Source organism: Pseudomonas maumuensis (assembly GCF_019139675.1).
In the GTDB taxonomy this organism is placed as follows: domain Bacteria; phylum Pseudomonadota; class Gammaproteobacteria; order Pseudomonadales; family Pseudomonadaceae; genus Aquipseudomonas; species Aquipseudomonas maumuensis.
This window is the reverse complement of record NZ_CP077077.1, coordinates 1,738,598-1,759,919: the sequence shown is the minus strand read 5'-3', so window position 1 is coordinate 1,759,919 and position 21,322 is coordinate 1,738,598. Positions and strand designations below refer to the sequence as shown.

24 protein-coding genes are annotated in these 21,322 nt (G+C 63.4%); all 24 read right to left on the bottom strand.

Features of this window, described 5'->3' with window-relative positions; genetic code table 11:
* On the bottom strand, positions 1-777 hold the full coding sequence (gene fliR / locus KSS90_RS08145) for a flagellar biosynthetic protein FliR (RefSeq protein ID WP_217868945.1): 777 nt from the start codon (positions 775-777) through the stop codon (positions 1-3).
* A 7-nt stretch (positions 778-784) separates the two neighbouring features.
* Positions 785-1,054, bottom strand: coding sequence for a flagellar biosynthesis protein FliQ (gene fliQ, locus KSS90_RS08140; protein WP_023630488.1), 270 nt, complete (start codon positions 1,052-1,054; stop codon positions 785-787).
* A gap of 21 nt (positions 1,055-1,075) precedes the next feature.
* Entirely contained in the window at positions 1,076-1,831 is a 756-nt protein-coding gene (fliP, locus tag KSS90_RS08135; RefSeq protein ID WP_038706557.1) for a flagellar type III secretion system pore protein FliP, read from the bottom strand.
* Positions 1,831-2,274: a flagellar biosynthetic protein FliO gene (fliO, locus tag KSS90_RS08130; protein ID WP_110702482.1), complete on the bottom strand. Its 444-nt coding sequence runs from the start codon at positions 2,272-2,274 to the stop codon at positions 1,831-1,833. Before fliO ends, fliP begins: the two co-directional genes overlap by 1 nt.
* A gap of 12 nt (positions 2,275-2,286) precedes the next feature.
* A complete protein-coding gene (gene fliN / locus KSS90_RS08125) occupies positions 2,287-2,751 on the bottom strand; it encodes a flagellar motor switch protein FliN (protein WP_217868944.1) in 465 nt (154 codons plus the stop codon).
* 46 nt (positions 2,752-2,797) lie between these two features.
* Positions 2,798-3,766, bottom strand: coding sequence for a flagellar motor switch protein FliM (gene fliM / locus KSS90_RS08120; protein ID WP_023630491.1), 969 nt, complete (start codon positions 3,764-3,766; stop codon positions 2,798-2,800).
* Between the two features lie 10 nt (positions 3,767-3,776).
* Positions 3,777-4,274, bottom strand: a complete 498-nt coding sequence (gene fliL / locus KSS90_RS08115; RefSeq protein ID WP_217868943.1) for a flagellar basal body-associated protein FliL — start codon at positions 4,272-4,274, stop codon at positions 3,777-3,779.
* A 146-nt stretch (positions 4,275-4,420) separates the two neighbouring features.
* On the bottom strand, positions 4,421-5,761 hold the full coding sequence (locus KSS90_RS08110) for a flagellar hook-length control protein FliK (protein ID WP_217868942.1): 1,341 nt from the start codon (positions 5,759-5,761) through the stop codon (positions 4,421-4,423).
* 69 nt (positions 5,762-5,830) lie between these two features.
* Positions 5,831-6,178, bottom strand: a complete 348-nt coding sequence (locus tag KSS90_RS08105; RefSeq protein ID WP_217868941.1) for an Hpt domain-containing protein — start codon at positions 6,176-6,178, stop codon at positions 5,831-5,833.
* 50 nt (positions 6,179-6,228) lie between these two features.
* Positions 6,229-7,920 carry an ATP-binding SpoIIE family protein phosphatase gene (locus tag KSS90_RS08100; protein ID WP_217868940.1) on the bottom strand — a complete coding sequence of 564 codons (1,692 nt, stop codon included), beginning with the start codon at positions 7,918-7,920 and terminating at the stop codon, positions 6,229-6,231.
* An 8-nt stretch (positions 7,921-7,928) separates the two neighbouring features.
* Complete coding sequence (locus KSS90_RS08095; protein WP_217868939.1) at positions 7,929-8,234, bottom strand: STAS domain-containing protein; 306 nt, start codon at positions 8,232-8,234, stop codon at positions 7,929-7,931.
* Between the two features lie 96 nt (positions 8,235-8,330).
* Positions 8,331-8,783: a flagellar export protein FliJ gene (gene fliJ, locus KSS90_RS08090; RefSeq protein WP_028692794.1), complete on the bottom strand. Its 453-nt coding sequence runs from the start codon at positions 8,781-8,783 to the stop codon at positions 8,331-8,333.
* Between the two features lie 6 nt (positions 8,784-8,789).
* A complete protein-coding gene (fliI, locus tag KSS90_RS08085) occupies positions 8,790-10,145 on the bottom strand; it encodes a flagellar protein export ATPase FliI (protein WP_038706560.1) in 1,356 nt (451 codons plus the stop codon).
* The gene (fliH, locus tag KSS90_RS08080) at positions 10,135-10,908 is read right to left on the bottom strand and encodes a flagellar assembly protein FliH (RefSeq protein ID WP_217868938.1); all 774 of its coding nucleotides are present in this window, start codon (positions 10,906-10,908) and stop codon (positions 10,135-10,137) included. The genes fliI and fliH overlap by 11 nt, the downstream gene beginning before the upstream one ends.
* Before the next feature lie 105 nt (positions 10,909-11,013).
* Positions 11,014-12,033 (bottom strand): flagellar motor switch protein FliG, encoded by a 1,020-nt coding sequence (gene fliG / locus KSS90_RS08075; protein WP_023631000.1) that lies wholly within the window; start codon positions 12,031-12,033, stop codon positions 11,014-11,016.
* Positions 12,026-13,804, bottom strand: coding sequence for a flagellar basal-body MS-ring/collar protein FliF (gene fliF / locus KSS90_RS08070; RefSeq protein ID WP_217868937.1), 1,779 nt, complete (start codon positions 13,802-13,804; stop codon positions 12,026-12,028). Before fliF ends, fliG begins: the two co-directional genes overlap by 8 nt.
* Positions 13,805-13,819: 15 nt before the next feature.
* Positions 13,820-14,152 (bottom strand): flagellar hook-basal body complex protein FliE, encoded by a 333-nt coding sequence (gene fliE / locus KSS90_RS08065; RefSeq protein WP_217868936.1) that lies wholly within the window; start codon positions 14,150-14,152, stop codon positions 13,820-13,822.
* Positions 14,153-14,258: 106 nt separating this feature from the next.
* A complete protein-coding gene (locus KSS90_RS08060; RefSeq protein WP_217868935.1) occupies positions 14,259-15,635 on the bottom strand; it encodes a sigma-54-dependent transcriptional regulator in 1,377 nt (458 codons plus the stop codon).
* Positions 15,632-16,849, bottom strand: a complete 1,218-nt coding sequence (locus KSS90_RS08055; RefSeq protein ID WP_217868934.1) for a sensor histidine kinase — start codon at positions 16,847-16,849, stop codon at positions 15,632-15,634. Before KSS90_RS08055 ends, KSS90_RS08060 begins: the two co-directional genes overlap by 4 nt.
* A 159-nt stretch (positions 16,850-17,008) precedes the next feature.
* Complete coding sequence (fleQ, locus tag KSS90_RS08050) at positions 17,009-18,484, bottom strand: transcriptional regulator FleQ (RefSeq protein WP_217868933.1); 1,476 nt, start codon at positions 18,482-18,484, stop codon at positions 17,009-17,011.
* A gap of 165 nt (positions 18,485-18,649) precedes the next feature.
* A complete protein-coding gene (fliT, locus tag KSS90_RS08045; RefSeq protein ID WP_217868932.1) occupies positions 18,650-18,946 on the bottom strand; it encodes a flagellar protein FliT in 297 nt (98 codons plus the stop codon).
* Between the two features lie 21 nt (positions 18,947-18,967).
* Positions 18,968-19,369 carry a flagellar export chaperone FliS gene (gene fliS / locus KSS90_RS08040; RefSeq protein ID WP_110605511.1) on the bottom strand — a complete coding sequence of 134 codons (402 nt, stop codon included), beginning with the start codon at positions 19,367-19,369 and terminating at the stop codon, positions 18,968-18,970.
* 127 nt (positions 19,370-19,496) lie between these two features.
* The gene (gene fliD, locus KSS90_RS08035; RefSeq protein WP_217868931.1) at positions 19,497-20,885 is read right to left on the bottom strand and encodes a flagellar filament capping protein FliD; all 1,389 of its coding nucleotides are present in this window, start codon (positions 20,883-20,885) and stop codon (positions 19,497-19,499) included.
* A gap of 83 nt (positions 20,886-20,968) precedes the next feature.
* Positions 20,969-21,319 (bottom strand): flagellar protein FlaG, encoded by a 351-nt coding sequence (locus KSS90_RS08030; protein WP_217868930.1) that lies wholly within the window; start codon positions 21,317-21,319, stop codon positions 20,969-20,971.
* Between the last annotated feature and the right edge of the window lie 3 nt (positions 21,320-21,322).

Here is a 21,322-nt window from a genome sequence, read left to right as displayed (position 1 = left end):
TCAGCGCGCCCGTGCCAGCTCACGCAGCCACTGCAGCGCTTCGCTGGCCAGTGCCTGGTAATGCGGAAGGATGTCGGCCAGGCCGACCCAGAAAATCCCCATGCCCAACACCAGGGTCAACGGGAAACCGATGGAAAAGATGTTCAACTGCGGCGCAGCGCGGGTCATCACGCCAAAGGCGATGTTGACCACCAGCAAGGCAGCGATCGCCGGCAGGATCAACAGCAGCGCGGCGCCCAGCACCCAACTCAGGCGCCCGGCCATCTCCCAGAAATGATTGACCACCAAGGCGTTGCCCACCGGCAGCGTGGTAAAGCTCTCGGTCAACACCTCGAATACCACCAGGTGGCCGTTCATCAACAGGAACAGCACGCTCACCAACATGGTCATGAACTGGCTGATCACCGTGACGTTGACCCCGTTGGCCGGGTCGACCATGGACGCGAAGGCCATGCCCATCTGCACGGCGACGATCTGCCCGGCAATGACGAACGCCTGGAACAACAGCTGCAGGGAAAACCCGAACAACGCCCCGACGATGATCTGCTCGGCACACAGCAGCATGCCTCGCAGACTCAAAGGATCGATCTCGGGAAGCGGCGGCAGGCCCGGCACGATGACCACGGTAATCGCCACGGCGGCGTACAGGCGCACCCGCGCCGGCAGCATCTTGGTGCCGAAGATCGGCATGGTCATCAGCACCGCCGCTACTCGGAACAGCGGCAGGATGAAGGTGGCGACCCAGGTGCCGATCTGCGTGTCGGTCAACTCCAGCATGGCAGCCTCAACCGATCAGTTGCGGAATGCTGGTGTACAGACCGATGAAGTACTCCATGAACTTCTGCACCAGCCAGGGCCCGGCGACGATCAAGGTGATCAGCATCACCAGCAAGCGCGGCAGGAAGCTCAGGGTCTGTTCGTTGATCTGCGTGGCCGCCTGGAACATCGCCACCACCAGGCCGATCAGCAGGCTCGGCACCACCAGCACGGCGACCATCAGGGTGGTCAGCCACAACGCGTCACGGAACAGGTCGACTGCGACTTCAGGTGTCATGCAAGGCTCTCCTTGGCGGCGTCAGACACCGCCGAAACTGCCGGCCAGGGTACCCATGATCAGCGCCCAGCCATCGACCAGCACGAACAGCATGATCTTGAACGGCAGCGAGATGATCAACGGCGACAGCATCATCATACCCATGGCCATCAGCACGCTGGCGACCACCATGTCGATGATCAGGAACGGAATGAAGATCATGAAACCGATCTGGAACGCGGTCTTCAGCTCGGACGTGACGAACGCCGGCACCAGGATCGTCAGCGGCACCTGGTCAGGCCCGGCGATGTCGGTGCGCTTGGACAGGCGCATGAACAGATCGAGGTCGCTCTGCCGGGTCTGCGCCAACATGAAGTCCTTCAAGGGCCCCTGGGCCTTGTCGATGGCCTGCTGCGCGGTCATCTGCTCGGCCAGGTACGGCTGCAGCGCGTCCTTGTTCACCCGCTCGAATACCGGCGCCATGATGAACATGGTCAGGAACAGCGCCATGCCGGTGAGCACCTGGTTCGACGGGGTCTGCTGCAGGCCCAGGGCCTGGCGCAGGATGGAGAAGACGATGATGATGCGGGTGAAGCTGGTCATCAGGATGACGAACGCCGGGATGAAGCTCAGCGCCGTCATGATCAGCAGGATCTGCAGGCTGACCGAATATTCCTGCTGCCCATCCGCCCCACTGGACAGGGTGATGGCCGGGATCGACAGCGGGTCGGCGGCCAGGGCCAGCGGCGCGGCCAACAGCAGCGCCAAGGTCAACAGAAAGCGCACTGCGCCGCTCATCACGTCTTGTCCTTATGATCCTTGCCCATCAGCTCGAGCAGCCGCTGGGCGAATTCCGGTGCGGCCTGGCGCGCCGTGGCAGGCACGGCCACGGGTTCGGCCAGCACATGCAGCGCTTCGATGCTGCCGGGGGTATGGCCGATAAGGATCTGCTCCTTGCCGACCTGCACCAGCAACAGCCGATCACGCGGGCCAATGGCCCGGCTGCCGACGATCTCGATGACCTGGGCACCGCGCTGGGCGTTACCCTGCATGCGTCGCAGCAGCCAGGCCAGGAAGAAGATCAGCCCCACCACCAGCAGCAGGCCGAACACCATCTGTGCCAGCTGCGCCCCCAGCCCGCCCGGCAGCGGCGAGCCTGCTGCCGGCGCGGCGGCTGGCTCGGCAGCGGCAATCACCACCTCGCTGGCGAGCAAGGCACCGAGGGCCGTGACGCCCCGCATCATGCGCTTCACTCAGCGCAGCTTCTTGATACGTTCGCTGGGGCTGATCACGTCGGTCAGGCGGATGCCGAACTTCTCGTTGACCACGACCACCTCGCCATGGGCGATAAGGGTGCCGTTGACCAGCACATCCAATGGCTCGCCGGCCAGGCGATCCAGCTCGATCACCGAGCCCTGGTTGAGCTGCAGCAGGTTGCGGATGCTGATCTCGGTGCTGCCCACTTCCATGGAGATGCTCACCGGGATGTCCAGGATCACGTCCAGGTTCGGGCCTTCGAGGCTCACGTTCTCGTTGGGCTTGGGCGAACTGGCAAACTCTTCCATCGGCAGGCGGCCAGCGCCGGACGATGCGGCGTCGGCCGCCAGCAGCGCGTCGATGTCGGACTGACCGGCATCGCCGGTTTCTTCCAGGGCGGCAGCCCATTCATCGGCCAGGGCCTGTTCCTCTGGAGAGTTGATCTCGTTTTCGTTAGCCATGATTTCCTCGACAGGCATTCAATACGTTGGAGCGACCGGCACGCCTTCAGCGGCGTTCGATCGGGTCGATGATCTGCAGCGACAGGGTGCCTTTGTGCGACCCCAGCCGCGCCTTGAACGACGGCACGCCGTTGGCGCGCAGCACCAGGTGCTCCGGCAGTTCCACCGGAATTACGTCACCGGGCTGCATGTGCAGGATGTCGCGCAGCTTCAGCTGGCGACGGGCAACCGTGGCCGAAACCGGGACATTGACGTCCAGCACGTCCTCGCGCAGGGCCTTGACCCAACGCTCGTCCTGATCGTCCAGGTCGGACTGGAAGCCCGCGTCGAGCATCTCGCGCACCGGCTCGATCATCGAGTACGGCATGGTCACGTGCAGGTCGCCACCACCGCCATCGAGTTCGATGTGGAAGGTCGAGACCACCACCGCCTCGCTGGGGCCGACGATGTTGGCCATGGCCGGGTTGACCTCGGAGTTTATGTACTCGAAGTTGACCGGCATAATCGCCTGCCAGGCCTCCTTGAGGTCGACGAAGCACTGGTCCAGGACCATGCGCACCACGCGCAGCTCGGTCGGGGTGAACTCTCGCCCCTCGATCTTGGCGTGGCGGCCGTCGCCACCGAAGAAGTTGTCCACCAGCTTGAACACCAGCTTGGCGTCGAGGATGAACAGCGCGGTGCCGCGCAACGGCTTGATCTTGACCAGGTTCAGGCTGGTCGGCACGTACAGCGAATGCACGTACTCGCCGAACTTCATCACCTGCACGCCGCCCACCGCCACATCGGCGGAGCGACGCAGCAGGTTGAACATGCTGATGCGGGTGTAGCGGGCGAAACGCTCGTTGATCATCTCCAGGGTCGGCATGCGCCCCCGGACGATACGATCCTGACTGGTCAGGTCGTAGCTCTTGATGCTGCCCGGCTCGCCGGTGCTCTCGGTTTGTACCAGCCCATCGTCCACCCCATGCAGCAGGGCGTCGATCTCATCCTGGGACAGCAGGTCCTGCACGGCCATCTATGTGCTCCTACTGCAATACGAAATTGGTGAACAGCAGCTGGTCGACGACCGGCCTGCCGACTTCCTTCTGCGCCACTTCCTGGACCACCGCGGTGGCCTTCTGACGCAGCATCTCCTGGCCGACCGAGCTCGCGGCAAGGGTGTCGAAACCCTGCCCGGAGAACATCATCACCAGGTTGTTGCGAATCACCGGCATATGCACTTTCAGCGCTTCCAGGTCGGCCTGGCTGCGACCCTGCATGGTGATGCTCACCTGCATGTAGCGCTGCCGGCCATTCTGGTTGAAGTTGACCACGAAGGCCGGGGCCAGGGGTTCGTAGATCGCCGCCGGCTTGACGTTGCTCTGCGCCGCCTCGGGTGTCGGTTCCGACCCGCTCTTGTGCATGAAGAACCAGGTAGCGCCTACCGACAGGCCGACCGCCAGAAGCAGGGCCAGTACCAGCAGCAGGATCAACTTGAGTTTGCCTTTAGCGGCGGGGTCTTTCACTGCGTCACTCTTCGCCATGCCAATAATCCGTCGTCCATCGGGGTTTCAAAGGAGGATGACGTGGCTTGAGCAAGTGTTATGCCAGATTTGCCAGAGTGGCGATGTAGCGCCCCTGCGCCGGGACGCGCCTGTTGTCACAGGCACGTCGACAAGGCCGGCAACCGTCAGGCGTAGTAGTCGACCATGCTGTCGCCGACCACCACCTGATGCTCGACGGGACGCGCGGCGTCGAGTTCACCGCCCTCCCCGGTCGCCTCGGCACGGCGCGCCGCGACCCCGGACAGGCTCGATCCACCCTGCTGCGCCTGCTGTTGCTGCTGGCCACGGGACTGGTCGGCGACACTGACGTCGGGCTGCGCCAGACCCTGCTGGGCGAACAGTTCGCGCAGGCGATGGATCTGGCTGTCGAGTGCGTCACGCACGCCGGCATGGCCACTGACGAAGTGAATCTGCGCAGGCTGATCCGCCGCGACATTGACGCGGATGTCCAGCCGCCCCAGCTCGGCGGGCTCAAGCTGGATATCCGCCGACTTGAGGTTCTGGCTCGACAGGTACATGACGCGGTTCACCAGCCCCTCGGTCCAGGCGCCCTGGTTCATTGCCAGCGGTTGCTGCAGCGGGCTTGGCGTGATCGGCACGGCATTGGCGGTCTTGGGAGTCGCCGCCTGGGTAAGGCTGGCCAGGCGATCGGCGAAGTCATCGACGCGCGTATCACTGCCGGCACCCTTGATGTCCTTGAGACCATCGTCGATCAGCCCGGCGAAGGCCTTGTCGCCGCGCTCGGAATGCCCTGCCTCCGCTTCGGCCTTCGGCAGCACATTCGCCAAGGTATTGACGGCCGCTGCCGTCGGGTCGGCAGGCGCCTGGTTGCTGTCGGCCCGGGCAGTGGACGCATGGGCAGACGTGGTTCCCTTGGCCTGGGCATCCTGCTCCAGCGCCAGGCGCAAGGTCGGCATGTTGGCCAGAGGGTCGGCCTCCGGATCGAACCCTGCATCCTTGGCAGCCTCTTCGCCTACTGCTGGCGGCGCTACCACCGGCTGCGGCACCTGGGCTGCCGCCTGCAACACCGGGGCGACCGCTTCGGCCTGAGCCTGGATTAGCTGCGCCCCCGGCAGGGCATCGGTGACCTGGCCAGCCACAAGGCTGGCGTCGATCGGCGTAGAATTTCCGCTATCGGCGGATTCATCCGGTTCGTCGGAAGGCTGGGTACCTGTTGCCACTGGCAACTTATTGCCGTCATCGGCAACCGCCGGCTTGCTGCCTTCCTCCGGTTTGCCGCCAGTGGCCGGGCCGGCCGGTTCCTTGGGCTTGGCCTGATCGGCACCCTTGGCAACCTTGTCGTCACGCGCCGGAACACTGTCGCGCCCCTGTCGAGCCATGACCTGATCGAAGCCAGCGCCCCGGCTGGCCGGGGCCTGCAGCGGCTTGTCCGCCACACCGGCAGCCGGGCGCGACGTCTTGTTGACGAGGCTGGCTTGCAACAAGGGATTAGGTGCGACAGGCATTGGCTGGTCTCCGCGGCAGAACTGGTAAAGTGCGTCTGTGCGAAGGAAAAGCAAAACTCGCGCCAGCTTTTACTCGGCAGCGATTCGCTGCCTCTCGGCACGGTAGAAACACTGGACTTCCAGATACTCTTGGTCGATGCGGTTGATCAGGTCTTCAATCCCGTACAAAGGCTGCTGGCGGACCCGTTCCTCGAGCTGCCGGCACAGCTCGGCTAGACCAATGGCCCCCATGTTGCTGCTGCTGCCCTTGAAGCTGTGCGCGGCCAGACCGAGTTCGTCGGCGTCCTTGGCCTCGTGCAACTGGCTCAGGCGCCGCTCGGAGTCTTCCAGGAAGGTTTCCAGCAACTGCAGATAGCCATCTTCCATGACCTCGCGCAAGTCACTCAGCACCTTCTGATCGATATGCGTGTCCACCACTTGTTCACTCCCTGACCAAGCCTGAGTAGGCCCAAATCGCGCAAACCGGCTCACCATTGAAATTCCACTCGCGCCAGACGACCACCCTCCAACCACTGGGCAGTGCCGGCCTGCCGCCGCACCAGGCTCATCCCGCGCCCACTGAACCCCTGCGCCACCGGCGTGTCTGCCAACAGGCGCGCCACATCGAAGCCCGCTCCGCTATCGCGGACCTCGATGGTCAGACGCCCGCCCGCACCTTGAGGTTCCACCCGCAAGGCAATGCCGACGCTACCGTGCAGCTGCCGCCCCAGGCGTTCTGCGCGCTGGCGATAGTACTCGGCGAAGCCTTCGGCATCGCGCTTGAGTGTCGAATCCAACCCCAGCACACCATGCTCCAACGCATTGGAATACAGTTCGCTGAGTACGCTATGCAACTTGCCGCTGATGGGCCTCAGCCCATGGATCTCCTGCAATAGCTGTACCAGATAAGGCACCGGATTGAAGCGCCCCAGGCTCTCGCCACGCAGCTCGAACTGCATCGACCAGTCTAGCGGGCTGGAACGGCCACTGTCGGAGTACACCACCGCCTGTGGTACCAAATGCTCAGAAGGCAGCATGCGGATATCGCACAGGCTGATATCGTCACGCGACTGACCACCGAAACCTGCCAGCGCCTGCATGACCTCGTCGAACAACACCGCCGGATCGCGGTTGGCCGCCAGCACCTGGCGCAGACGCTCCACTCCAAACAAACATTCCTCGGCATCAGCGGTATCGACCACGCCATCGGACAACAGCAACAATCGTTCCCCCACCGCAAGCGGCCTCACCTCGGTGGTATCGTCGAATCGCTCGGGAGGCAGGATACCCAGCGGCAGATGGCGTGAAGGCAGCATCTCCAGCACCTCGCCCTGTGCCGACAACCGGTAGCCGTCCGGCATGCCACCATTCCACAACTCAACCGTCCCTCGCTGGAAACTCAGGCTCAGCAACAGCGCGCAACAAAACATGTCCACAGGCAGGATACGCTTGAGCTTGGCGTTCATTTCCCGCAGCGTTTCGACCAGTCCATACCCCTTGGCGGTCATGCCGTAGAACACCTCAGCCAACGGCATCGCGCCGACCGCCGCCGGCAGGCCGTGACCGGTGAAGTCACCCAGCAGCACATGCATGTCGCCCGAAGGCGTGAACGCCGCCAGCAGCAGGTCGCCATTGAACAGCGCGTACGGCGACTGCAGGTAACGGATGTTCGGCGCATTCAGGCAACCGGAGTGAGCGACCTTGTCGAATACCGCCTTGGCCACCCGCTGTTCGTTGAGCAGGTGATGGTGATGGCGAGTGATCTGGTCACGCTGCTCGAGCACCGTCGCCTGCAATCGGCGCAAGCGGTCCATGGCACGGATCTTCGCCGCCAGGATGACGGCGCTGTAGGGCTTGGCCATGAAGTCGTCGCCACCGGCCTCCAGGCAGCGCACCAGGCCCTCCTCTTCATTGAGGGAGGTCAGGAAGATGATCGGTACCAGCGCCTCGCCGGCCAACGCCTTGATCCGTCGCGCCGCTTCAAAGCCGTCCATGACCGGCATCAAGGCATCGAGCAGGACCAATTGCGGGCGACGCTCGGCGAACAACGCCACGGCCTGTTCGCCGTTTTCGGCGGTGAGCACTTCGTGCCCCTGGCGCCGGACGATCTGCGCCAGCAACAGGCGATCCGCGGCGCCGTCCTCGGCCACCAGCACGGTCAATGCCTGGTCGGCGGGCATGGCGACGCTCAACTGATATCAAAGAGTTTTTCGAAGTTGGAGATGGCCAGGATCTTGCGCACGTCCGGGCTGGCGTGGACGACGCGAATATCCGAATCCTCGCCCCCGACATGGTCGCGCAGCAACAGCAGCATGCCCAGCGCGGAGCTATCGAGATACGTGGCCTCCTTCAGGTCGACGACCACGGAGTCCGGGCGCGGGCGCTGACGCTCGTAAGCATCCCTGAATTCCTGATGCTTGCCGAAATCGAAACGACCCTTGACCTTGATCGTCAGCTTTTTCCCGTCCTGTGAAAAATCAGCTTCGACTGCCATACCAGCGATTCCTTCGATGATGGCGAATGCAACTCCTGAAGGTTTAGCAGGCACTGGCGGGAGCTGCAAGGCTGCGCGACCGGTGAACGACCCGCTCTACGGGTGCCCTTGACGTGGAAGGCGCTGGGACAGTTCGTCGAGCAGTTTCTGCTCACGCTTGTCCTCGGCGCGGCGGGCCTCGTCCAGATAGCGCTGCACCAGCTTGCGCAGCCCTTCGACACGGGCATAGGCCTGCTGCCAGGTATTGCGGGCGTTGTTCAGGTTGTTCTGGTGCCACGCCATGCTCTGGCGCTGCTGGGTCATCGCCGTTTCCAACTGTCCGAGGAAGCGCTGGTAGTTGACCAGCCAGTTGCCGTCGACGCCCTGGCTGCCGCGATTGATCCACTGCTGCTGATAGGCCTCGCGGAAACTCTCGAGTTCAGCCTGCTTGGCCTGGGCATCGCTGAGCAGCTTCTGGAAATGCCCCAGGCGCTGGGCGGCCTTGCGCTCGGCCTCCTCGGCCATTTCCACCACCGGCACCAGGCGCGCGGCTCGGCTGGGCTGGGCCATGGCCTATCAGCCCGCTGGCGGCGCGAACACCGCCGCCAGCTCTTCGCGGCTCTGCGCCATACCGACGTTCTCGTCCAGGCGCTGACGCAGGAAGTCCACCAACTTGGGCTGCAGGGCAATCGCCAGGTCGGTTTCCGGATCGCCACCGGCCACATACGCGCCGACGCTGATCAGGTCGCGGCTTTGCGACAGGCGCGACCACAACTGCTTGAACTTCTGCGCCTGGCGCAAATGGTCGGGGTCGACCACCTGCGGCATGACTCGGCTGATCGAGGCCTCGATATCGATGGCCGGGTAGTGCCCTTCCTCGGCCAGACGCCGCGACAGCACGAAGTGGCCATCGAGCACGCCCCGCGCCGAGTCGGCGATCGGGTCCTGCTGGTCGTCACCTTCGGACAGCACCGTGTAGAACGCCGTGATCGAGCCGCCACCCGGTTCGCCGTTGCCGGCGCGCTCCACCAGCTTGGGCAGCTTGGCGAACACTGAAGGCGGGTAACCGCGGGTGGCCGGCGGCTCGCCGATGGCCAGGGCGATTTCGCGCTGGGCCTGGGCGAAACGGGTCAGCGAATCCATCAACAGCAGGACGTTCTTGCCCTTGTCGCGGAAGTACTCGGCGATGCGCGTGCAATACATAGCGGCACGCAAGCGCATCAGCGGCGCGTCGTCCGCAGGCGAAGCCACCACCACCGAGCGCTTTAGCCCCTCCTCGCCGAGGATGTGCTCGATGAATTCCTTCACCTCACGGCCCCGCTCGCCGATCAGCCCGACCACGATGATCTCGGCCTCGGTAAAGCGCGTCATCATGCCCAGCAGCACCGACTTACCAACACCGGTACCGGCGAACAGACCCAGGCGCTGGCCGCGGCCAACGGTAAGCAGGCCATTGATGCTGCGGATACCGACGTCCAGCGGCTGGCTGATCGGGTCACGGTTGAGCGGGTTGATGATCGGGCCGTCCATCGGCACCCAATCCTCGGCCTTCATGCCACCCTTGCCGTCCAGCGCACGACCGGCGCCATCGAGCACCCGGCCAAGCATGCTCATGCCCATGGGCAGCCGACCGCTGTCGTCCAGCGGTACCACGCGGGCACCGGGCGCCAGGCCGACGATGCTGCCGACCGGCATCAGGAACACCTTGCTGCCGGCGAAGCCCATGACTTCGGCCTCGACCTGCACCGGATGGTAGCTGTCGTCGTTGATCACCAGACAACGGCTGCCCACCGCCGCGCGCAGCCCCTCGGCCTCGAGGGTGAGGCCGACCATGCGCAGCAAGCGTCCTTCGACGATCGGCTGGTCGGGCAGCTTCACCGCATCGGCGTAGCCCTCCAGGCGCTTGCCGAAACTGGTGCGATCAAGGCGCATCGGTTGCACCCGCCGGCACATCGAGTTCGACGGAAATATCCGGCGCCGCCGGATGCAGGGCCTGGTCGTGGGACTGGTCGAACAGTTGCGCCACGGCCTTTTCGATACGGGTTTCCATGGTCGCGTCGATTCGGCTGTGGGCAGTCTCGATCCGGCAACCGCCCGGCAACAGCGACTCGTCCTCGAGCAGCTTCCAGCTCTCCTCGTGGCGCTCGCGCAAGGCCTTGGCCAGCTCGAAGTCCTGCGGGTTGAGGTGGATACGAATGTTGTCGGCGCCCATCGGCAGCAGCTTCAGCGCTTCGCGCAGCACATGGGTGATCTGGCTCGAATCGCTGCGCAATTCGCGACCAATGACCTGACGGGTCATGTTGGCGACCAGTTGCACCAAGGCCTTTTCGATCTGCGTGTCCTGCTCGGCGATCGGCTCGAGCAGATGCCCCATGATCTGTTCGAGGCTGGTCAGTTTGGCCGCGAGCGCCACTTCGGCCTCCTGGCGAACCTTCAGCTGGGTGCTGTGGAACCCTTCGCGCTCGCCGGTGGCGAAGCCTTCGTTGTACGCCTCCTGGCGGATGGCCTCGAGCTCCTCGAGGGTCAGTGGCTGAACTTCCTCCAGCGGCACTTCCTCGACTTCTTCCTCGATGACTTCCGGCTCGGGCTCGGGTTCCGGCTCAGGCTCTGGATCGAAGCTGGGCAGCGCCCACACATCCACGCCCTCGAGGTCGCGGGCACGGATCAGGTCGCTGGGGTGTTCGGTGGTGGACATGCAGTGAGCTTCTCGAAAACCTTAACAAGTCCCTGTGGGAGCGGGCTTGCCCCGCGACGAGACAGAGGCCATCGCGGGACAAATCCGCCCCCACGCAGGGGCGGCTTAAATCATTTCCTCGGCGCCCTTGCCGCCAAGCACGATCTCGCCGGCCTCGGCCATGCGGCGGGCGATGGTGAGGATTTCCTTCTGCGCCGTTTCCACGTCGCTGACCCGTACCGGCCCCTTGGCCTCAAGGTCGTCGCGCAGCAGCTCGGACGCACGCTTGGACATGTTCTTGAAGATCTTGTCCTTGACCCGCTCGTCGGCGCCCTTGAGCGACACCACCAGCACGTCGGACGACACTTCGCGCAACAGCGCCTGGATACCGCGATCGTCGACATCGGCCAGGTTGTTGAAGACGAACATCAAGTCTTCGATCTGCTCCGACAGGTCGCTGTCGATCTCGCGGATCGAGTCCATCAGTGCGCCTTCCACCGAACTGTCGAGGAAGTTCATGATATCGGCGGCGCGCTTGATGCCACCCAGGGTGGTGCGCGCGGCATTGGAGTTGCCGGAGAACTGCTTCTCGAGGATCTGGTTGAGCTCCTTGAGCGCCGCCGGCTGCACGGTGTTGAGCGACGACACGCGCAGGACGATGTCCAAGCGCACCTTGTGGTCGAAGTTGCTCAGCACCTCGCCGGCCTGGTCGGGGTCGAGGTAGGCAACCACGATGGCCTGGATCTGCGGGTGCTCGTAGCGGATGACATCGGCCACGGCACGCGGCTCCATCCACTTGAGGCTGTCCAGACCGCTGGTGTTGCCACCGAGCAGGATGCGGTCGATCAGGCCGTTGGCCTTGTCTTCGCCGAGAGCCTGGTTGAGCATCTTGCGGATGTAGCCGTCGGAGCCGACACCCAGGCTGGTCTGATCGCCGACGATCTCGACGAACTCGCTCATCACCTGCTCGACCTGCTCGCGATGGACGTTGCCCATCTGCGCCATGGCCACACCGACCCGCTGCACTTCCTTGGGCCCCATGTGGCGCAGGACTTGCGCGGCATCGGTCTCGCCGAGCGAGAGCAGGAGAATCGCCGCCTTGTCGACGCGGCTCAGCTTGGCGGTAATGGCTCGATTGTCACTCATCGGCGTTGATCCACTCTTTCACGACCTGGGCCACGCGGCCCGGGTCTTCGGCCACCAGGCCCTTGATTGCGTTGAGCTGTGCCTCGTAACCCTCGCTCGGGCTCGGCAACAGAATGCTTGTCGGGCCACCCAGACTGACGCGGTCGTTGGCCAGTTCGCCATCCAGACCGATCATGCCGCCCAGCTCCATGTCGCTGTCCGTGGCCGCCTGCTTGCCGCCACCTGTGATGTTGTTGAGCACCGGACGCAGCACGCCGAACACCAGCACCAGGATGAACAGCACGCCCAGCACCTGCTTGACGATGTCCCAGAACCACGGCTGCGAGTAGAACGGAATGTCGACCAGCTCGTCGCCACGGTCGGCGGCGAACGGCACGTTGATCACGGTGACGCTGTCGCCACGGCTGGCATCGAAGCCCACCGCGTCCTGTACCAGGCGGGTGAAGCGCGCCAGATCCTCGGCGCCCCACGGAGTGCGGGTCGCCTCGCCGGTGGCAGCGTCCAACTTGACCTGGTCATCCACCACCACAGCCACCGACAGGCGGGTCAGGCGACCTTGCTGCTGGCGGGTATGGCTGATGGAGCGGTCCAGTTCGAAGTTCTTGGTACTCTGCTGGCGCTTGTCGCTCGGGTACGGCGCGAGCATCGGCTGACCAGTGGCCGGGTCCATGATCTGCTGACCGTTGGCATCCACCAGCGGTTGGCCGGGCTGAATCGCCCCGGCCGGCGTCGCGGCGGCGGTAGCGTTCTCGGGCGCGGCAGCACCAGAGGGTGGCTGGTTGCTCAGCGCACCCGGTACACCTTGCGGCCCCTGGCTGCTGGCACGCTGCTCGTTGACCGACTGTTCGCTACGCAGCGCCGGCTGATCAGGATTGAACTGCTCAGAGGTGGATTCGACGGCGCTGAAATCGACATCGGTCGAAACCTCCGCCTTGTAGCGGTCGTTGCCCAGCACCGGCTGCAGGATATTGTGTACACGCTGGGTGAGCATGCCTTCCATGCGACGGCTGTAGTCGAACTGCTTGCCGGCCATGGTCAGGGCAGTGTCCTGCAACTGGTCAGAGAGCAGGTTGCCCTTCTGGTCGACCACGGTCACCTGGGACTTGTCCAGCTCCGGAACACTGGTGGCCACGAGGTTGACGATGGCCATGACCTGGCCAGCCTCCAAGGCACGCCCTGGGTACAACTCAACCAGTACCGAGGCACTTGGCTTGCGCTCGTCGCGAACGAACACGGAACTCTTCGGGATCGCCAGGTGTACCCGGGCGGCCTTGACGTTGTTCAGGCTCGACACGGTGCGCGCCAGTTCACCCTCGAGGCCGCGACGGTAGCGGGTGGCTTCCATGAACTGGCTGGTACCCAGCCCCTGGTCCTTGTCGAGCAGTTCGAAGCCGACATTGCCATCGCTTGGCGCCACGCCAGCGGCAGCCAGCTTGAGACGCGCACGGGAAAGGTCGTCGGCCTTGACCAGCAACGCGCCGGAGTTCGGCTCCACCTTGTAAGGAATGTCGGCCGTGGCCAGCGCGTCCACCACCTGTTTGGTGTCCATGCCCGCCAGGCTGCCGTACAGCGGCCGATAGTCCGGCTGCTGCGACCAGAGCACCACGGCAAAGCCGATGGCCACGCTGGCGGCCAGACCGACCAGCAGACCGACCTGACGCAGCATGGGCATCTGCGAGATGTTTTCCAGAAACGCCATGCCGAACAGCGGCGGCTTGGCCGCTGGCGGGCCACTCTTGGCGGGGGCGTTATCGACGACTGCTTCGGCCATGACTCACTCTCGCCCTTATACCGGCATCTGCATGATGTCCTGGTACGCCTGTACCAGTTTGTTGCGTACCTGGGTCATGGCCTGGAACGACACCGAAGCCTTTTGCGAGGCAATCATCACGTCAGTCAGGTCGACACCGCTCTTGCCGATCTCGAAGGCGTTGGCCAGCTGGCTGGATGCCTGTTGCGTCTCATGCACCTTGCCAATGGCCTGCCCGAGCATGTCGGCGAAACTGCTCTGGCCCGGCGCCAGCTCAGGCGCGGCGACAGCCTTGGGCAGGGACATGGCATCGGCCTGCATGGCACGCATATCCAACATCAGACGATTGAATTCAACACCTTGGGTCATGGACTTCTCTCTCCGGCGGCCGCATTTTTTTGACACTCATGCAGCGAATGGGTTGGTGCTAGCAAGAGGAGTGCCAGCCAACCCGAAAAACGTTCAAAACGACACATCAACCAAACAGGCTGGCCTCGACGTCCAACCCTGCGTCACGCATCTGCGCCAGCTTGTAGCGCAAGGTGCGCGGGCTGATACCCAGACGCTCGGCGGCCTCCTTGCGACGCCCGCGCTCGGCGCGCAAGGTGTCGATGATCATCTGGAACTCGTGGCGCCGCATGTCATCACCCAGACCGCCGACTTCGGCGTCCGACTCGGCAGATAATGGCTCAATACTGGCCACCTTCGGCACCGACAACGGAATGGCGCCGGCCAGACAGAAATCCGCCGCCTCGATCACCCCACCCTGCTGCAGAATCAACGCCCGCTGCATGGCGTTGTCCAGCTCCCGCACGTTGCCCGGCCAGGCGTATGCCCGCAGGCAAGCCTGCGCGTCGGCGGACAACCTCACCTGGGCATGGCGCATCTTCGCCACGTGGCGCGCCAACAGGCGCTCAGCCAACGGCAAGATATCGGCGGGACGCTCGCGCAGGGCCCGCCAGGCCATGGGGAACACCGAAAGGCGGTAGTACAGGTCTTCACGGAAGCGCCCGGCCGCCACCTCACCCACCAGGTCACGGTTGGTCGTGGCGAGAATGCGGATATCCAGGGCGATGGGCTTGCGCCCACCGACGCGCTCGACCTCGCGCTCCTGCAGCACACGCAACAGCTTGGCCTGCAACCCCAGCGGCATCTCGGAAATCTCGTCGAGCAGCAAGGTGCCACCATCGGCTTGCTCGAACTTGCCAGCCTGCGCGGCAATCGCCCCGGTGAAGGCGCCCTTCTCATGGCCGAACAGGGTCGCCTCGAGCATGTTGTCCGGGATCGCCGCGCAGTTGATCGCCACGAACGGCTGATCGGCCCGCCGCGACTGCTGATGGATGTAGCGCGCCAATACTTCCTTGCCCGTCCCGGATTCGCCGGAGATCAGCACCGTCGAGTCGCTTTGCGCGACCCTGGCCGCCAGCTCCAGCAATTGACGACTGGCCGGCTCGCAAGCCACCGGCCCCTCTTCATCGGTCGACACCCCACCCCCGGTGGCATGGCGCGCCACCAGGCTGATCAGGGCCTTGGGCTCGAAAGGCTTCACCAGGTAATCGGCGGCGCCTTGGCGCATGGCCTCGACGGCCCGCTCCACAGCCGCGTGAGCCGTCATCAGCAACACCGGAAGGTGCGGATGATGGCGGCGCAACTGCGCCAGCAGTTGATGCCCATCCATGCCCGGCATGTTCACGTCACTGACCACCAGGCCGAAGGACTCTTCGGCCACTGCCAGCAGAGCATCTTCCGCGCTGCCGACGGCGCGATGGCAGAACCCGCCAAGCTCCAGGGTATCGGCCAACGCCTGGCGCAGGATCCGATCATCCTCCACCAGCAGAACCTTGACGCTCATTGAATGGCCTCCAGCCGTCCATCGATCAATGGCAACACGACGCTGACACAGGTGCCACGCCCAACCTTCGAGCGCAGGCTCAGCGTACCGCGATGCGCCCGCACCACGGCCTGAACCACCGCCAGGCCCAGGCCGGTGCCAGTGGCCTTGGTGGTCAGGAAGGGTTCACCCAAGCGCGCCAGCACTCCTGGGTCGATGCCGCTGCCAGCGTCACTGACGCACACCCGCAGGCTATCTTCGCGACGCGACAGGTGAACCTTCAGCCTCGCCGGCTCGCTGCTGGCCTGCAGGGCATTTTCAATCAGGTTGAGCAGCGCGCCGACCAATGTATCGCGGTTGCACAGCAACTCGCCCAGGTGACTGTCGCACTGCCAGCGCACCGCATGCCCCTGGACATGCACATGGGCCGCCTGCTGCAACGCCTGGAACAGCGCTTTCGGACTGATCCGATCATTGAGCGGCAACTCGCCACGGGCAAACACCAGCATGTCGCGCACTTGATGCTCGAGTTCGTGCAGGCGCTCCTTGAGGTTGCCGGCGAAGCGCTGGCGGGTCTCGTCCGCCAACACCTGCTCAGGGTCGGCCAGATGACTGGCATACAGCATCGCTGCCGACAGCGGCGTGCGGATCTGATGGGCCAGGGACGCGACCATGCGCCCCAAGGACGACAGACGCTCGTGCCGCGCCAACTGGTCCTGCATACGACGGGTTTCGGTCAGGTCATTGAGCAACACCAACTGGCCGGGCTCGGCGTCGAGGGAGCGCGTGGCGATGGACAGGCGACGCCCGTCGCGCAGCGATACCTCGTGACCGTCATCCTCCCGCGGGGCGAAGCTGCGGGCGATCACCTGGCGCCACAGCACGCCCACCAACGGCTCACCGAGCAATTCGCAGGCCGCTGGATTGGCTTCGCGCACGAAGCCCTCGGCATCGATCACGATGACACCGCCCGGCAGCAGGTCCAGCAGGTTCTGCAGACGGTTGGCCAGGCGCTCCTTCTCATCCAGCTCGGCCATGCGCTGCGCACTGACCACCGCCAGCTCGCCCTTGAGCTCGCTGACGCGGGCCTCGAGCATGTTGTAGGACTGACTCAGCTGACTGGAGACCTGATCGAACAGGGCAAACGCCTGCTCAAGACCCTGCCGGCTTTCCTGCTCGAGCGGGGTGTGCCCGCGCGAATCGTGGGCTGGGGAACGGTGGGCGGCCTGGGGCATCGTGCTCTCTCGCGTGGCTGACCGTCATAAAAACGGTATGTTGCCAGCGGTGTAGCAATAGCCGTGCCGGAGATGGGGATAATGGCAAGCGGGCTTGTTGATCGAACTCAATGGCCGGAGCGGTTACCCACCCCGGCCACTTCGACTTGCCGGGCGAAATCAGTCGTCCGCCTGTTCCTCGCCGCCCTGGCGGCTCATGCCGTACTTGCGCATCTTCTCGACCAAGGTGGTACGCCGGATACGCAACCGCTCGGCGGCACGGGCGACGATACCATTGGCATCGTCCAGCGCCTGCTGGATCAGCCCTTGCTCGAGACTGCCGAGGTAATCCTTCAGGTCCAACCCCTCAGGCGGCAACATGGCATGGTTGGCGAAGCTCGGCGCATGTCCGTTGATCGCCACGCGCTCCTCGAGATCGCTGCGCAGGCTGTCGACCAACTGCTCGTCTTCGTCGTCCACGTAGCGGAACTTCTTCGGCAGCTCTGCTACGCCGATCACCCCATAGGGATGCATGATCGCCATGCGCTCCACCAGGTTGGCCAGTTCGCGGACGTTGCCCGGCCAGCCATGGCGGCACAGCGACATGATCGAGGCGGAGTTGAAGCGAATCGAACCGCGCTTTTCATGCTCCATGCGCGAGATCAGTTCGTTCATCAACAGCGGGATGTCTTCCACCCGCTCACGCAATGGCGCCATCTCGATAGGGAACACGTTCAGCCGGTAATACAAATCCTCACGGAAAGTCCCGTCCTCGATCATGGTCTCCAGGTTCTTGTGCGTCGCGGCAATGATGCGCACATCGATGCTTTGGGTCTTGTTGCTACCGACCCGCTCGAAAGTACGCTCCTGCAGCACGCGCAATAGCTTGACCTGCATCGGCAGCGGCATGTCGCCGATCTCGTCGAGGAACAGGGTACCGCCGTTGGCCAGCTCGAAACGCCCAGCACGACTGGTGATCGCGCCGGTGAAGGCCCCCTTCTCGTGACCGAACAGCTCGCTCTCGAGCAGCTCCGCCGGGATCGCACCGCAGTTGACCGGCACGAACGGCGCTTCGCGGCGCTTGGAGTGGTAGTGCAGGTTACGCGCAACCACCTCCTTGCCGGTACCGGACTCACCAAGGATCAGCACGCTGGCGTCGGTGTCGGCCACCTGCTGCATCATCTGCCGCACATGCTGGATGGCACGGCTAGTACCCACCAGGCTGCGGAACAGATTGGGCTCGCGCTGGCGACCGCGCTCGCGAGCCTGGTCATACATTTCGCGGTAGACCTGGGCACGGTGCAGGGAGTCGAGCAACTGGCTGTAGCTCGGCGGCATCTCGAGATTGGAGAGCACGCGACGACGCAGGTCGTCGGGGAAGTCCGCGGAAGAAATTTCACCCAGAAGCAGAACCGGAAGGAACTCATCCCATCCGACCACTGTCTTAAGGAGCCCCAGCACACTGGCTGGGGCATTTACGGTCCCGATCAGGACACACAGCACTTCACGACTGGAAGACAAACCTTCGACCACCTGCTGCCAGTCCTGGCTGGAGCAAGAAAGGTTTTCTTCGCCGAGAAAATTCAGGACCACCGCCAGATCGCGGCGGCGTTCGCTGTCGTCATCGATCAGGAGAATCTTGGTTTCACGCCACATGCAATAGCAACTTCCCTAGTCATATCGGCGCCCGAAGGCATGCACGACATCATTCCGACTGAATGGTCAGTGTTCGGACGTCTGAATATCGAAAACAGCCACTAGTAAAGTCAAAAAGACCGAAGCAGTCAAATTTATGGCGCCTCTTACTCAGTTCGGTGCATCTTAACTGAATAAATGGTAAACCTTCGACGCATTCTTTGCTTGGTTGATCTGGGTCATTTCATCGGCGATGGCCTGCCGCTCACCGGTAGTGACGCTGACCAGCTCGCCATAGACCTGCAACAGCCCTTCCAACCGCTCCCTGACCAGCGCCTCGTCCAATGCCGGGGCACTGAGCATGTCGTCGATGCAGGCGCGGCAGGTTTCGTCGAGCCTGCCAATGGCTTCCCAGTCGCGCGCCCCCAAGGCCTGGAGCAGGGCATCACGGGTGTCGTCGAATCGTTGCAGCGCGCTATTCACCTTGCTCTCCCCTTCCCCGCCTCAGGCGGGCTGTTGCGCATCGGCAATTGCATCCCAGCCGGTCTTGACGGTGATCAGCAACTGCGCGACCTCGTCGATGATCGCCGGGTCGTTGTCGATGTTGGCCTGCATCAAGCGATTGGTCATGTAAGCGTAGAGACTGGACAACTGCTCGATGTAGGCAGGGTCTTCGCTCTTCTGCGCGTCGAGGCCGTCGTTAAGCCCGATGATGATGTCGATGGCCTTGCCGAGCATCAGACCTTTCTCGGCGATGTCGCCACGGGCCAGCGCACCTTTGGCCTGGGCCATGCGATCGAGCCCACCCTCCATCAGCATCTGCACCAAACGATGGGGCGTTGCTTCGGAAATCTGGGCATGGGAATTGACCTTCTGGTACTGACGAAGGGCTCTCATGGGATTCATCTTGCGACCTCGTGACGGGCAAAAACGGTAGGTTCGATAGTCCTTGTATCGGGCCGGCGGCGCAAAACTTTACCGACCGATGCATGAAGCCGGGCATCATGCCCGGACTTCACGCAACACTCACGGATTATTTGTCGCTCTTGGCGTTGTTCAACGCATTGAGCGTGCCCAGCACATTCTGCTGCTGCTGGCGCAACTGGGAGACCAGGGTATCCATGTTGTTGTACTTGTCCTGCAGGCTGACGCGCAGGGCTTCCATGCGGGTATCCAGCGTGTCCTGCTCGGTCTTGAGCTTGGTCAGGCTTTCGGACAAGGCCTTGGAGCGCTCGGCCAGGGTGCCGGTGCTGGCCTTGGCATAGGGCTCTGTGGCCTTCTGCAGACGCGCCAGCAGGCCATCCTTGCCATTGAAGATGCTGGTCAGGTCACCGGCGTTGGTAGCCGCCGCCTTGTCCCACTTCTTGTCGTCGAGACTGAGCGTACCGCCATCCTGGGACGAGGTTACACCAAAGGCGGCAAGCGACTTCATCGTGCCGTTGCCGGAAAGCGCGTTCATTTCTTCACGGATCGAAGACATCAATGCACGCATGGACGCATCACCCGTGAGCGTGGCGGCAGTCATGGTGCCGTCGGCATTCTTCGTCACTTTGGTCTCGGCGTTGACCGCCTTGATCAGCGCGTTGTAGGTGTCGATGAAACCTTTCAGACCCGACTTCAACGCGCTGGAGCTGGTGGTCAGCGACAGCGTGGTATTGAGGAACTCTTTGTTATCTTTGTCCTTGGGCGAAACACCCACCAGCTTGATATTCAGGCCGCTCACCGCGTCGCTGATATCGTTGCTCTTGGACTCCATGGAGATGCCATCGAGCTTGTACTTGGCATTCTGGGGCGGATCCACGACCGTGTACCCGGTGTCGATGCCCGAATTCCCCGACAGAGTGATATCGGAACCCACCCCCATCTTGTTGGAGGTGATCACCAGGCGCGAACCCGAGGCGTCGGTCAGTACGTTGGCACTCAGACCCGCAGTCCCGAACTGGCTGTTGATCGCTTCACGCACCTGCTGCAACGTGGCGCCCGGCGGGATACTCACGTCGTGGTTCTTGCCATTCTGGGTAATGGTCAGCTTGGTTGCCGTGCTACCGGGATTGACCACGCTATTAGCGCCACCGGCGTACACCTTGGTGGACACTTTGGACGCAGACGCCAACTGCTCCACCACCAGGTTGAACGAGCCAGTGGCCGCACCCGCACCTGCGGTAATGGTGGCGACTTTCTCGTCGGAAGACTTCAGCGCCAGACCACCGAAGCTGTTGTCGTTGGTCATGCTGGTCAGAGCACCACGGAAGGCATCCAGGGCCGCCTGGATCTTGCCGATCGAGGACAATGTGGTGGTTGCCTTCAGTGTCTGGGTATTGATCTGTGCCTGCTTCGGCGCCTTCTGCGCGTCCACCAGGGACTTCACAATCGCCTGGGTATCGATGCCCGATCCGATACCGCTGATAGTTGAACCTGCCATCATTGCTCTCCTTGTTCGGTAGCTGCCGGGTCCTTGACGACTACACGCCTCAAATGACCGACAGCAACAAAAATCATGCCAGCCTACACCTTGTCGTCAAACAACAGGCTGCCGGCTTCGCTGAGGCTTTGTGCCAGCTTCAGCGCGGTTTCCGACGGGAGTTGGCGGATCACATCACCGGATTCGGTGGCGATCACCTTGACCACTACCCGGCCGGTGGAATCATCGATTGAAAAATCCAGCTTGCGCTGGCTCGATTGGACGAAATCACGGATATCGCCAACCGCCTTCTCCAGGTCTTCGCGGGTGTGCGGCTTGTCATCGGCAGCCACGGTTTCCGGCACCTTGGCAGGCACCAGCGGGTCCTTGGCAGTCGCCACTGCCTGAGGCAGCACCGGAGGATACACCTGGTTCAGCTTGACACTCATGTCCATGCT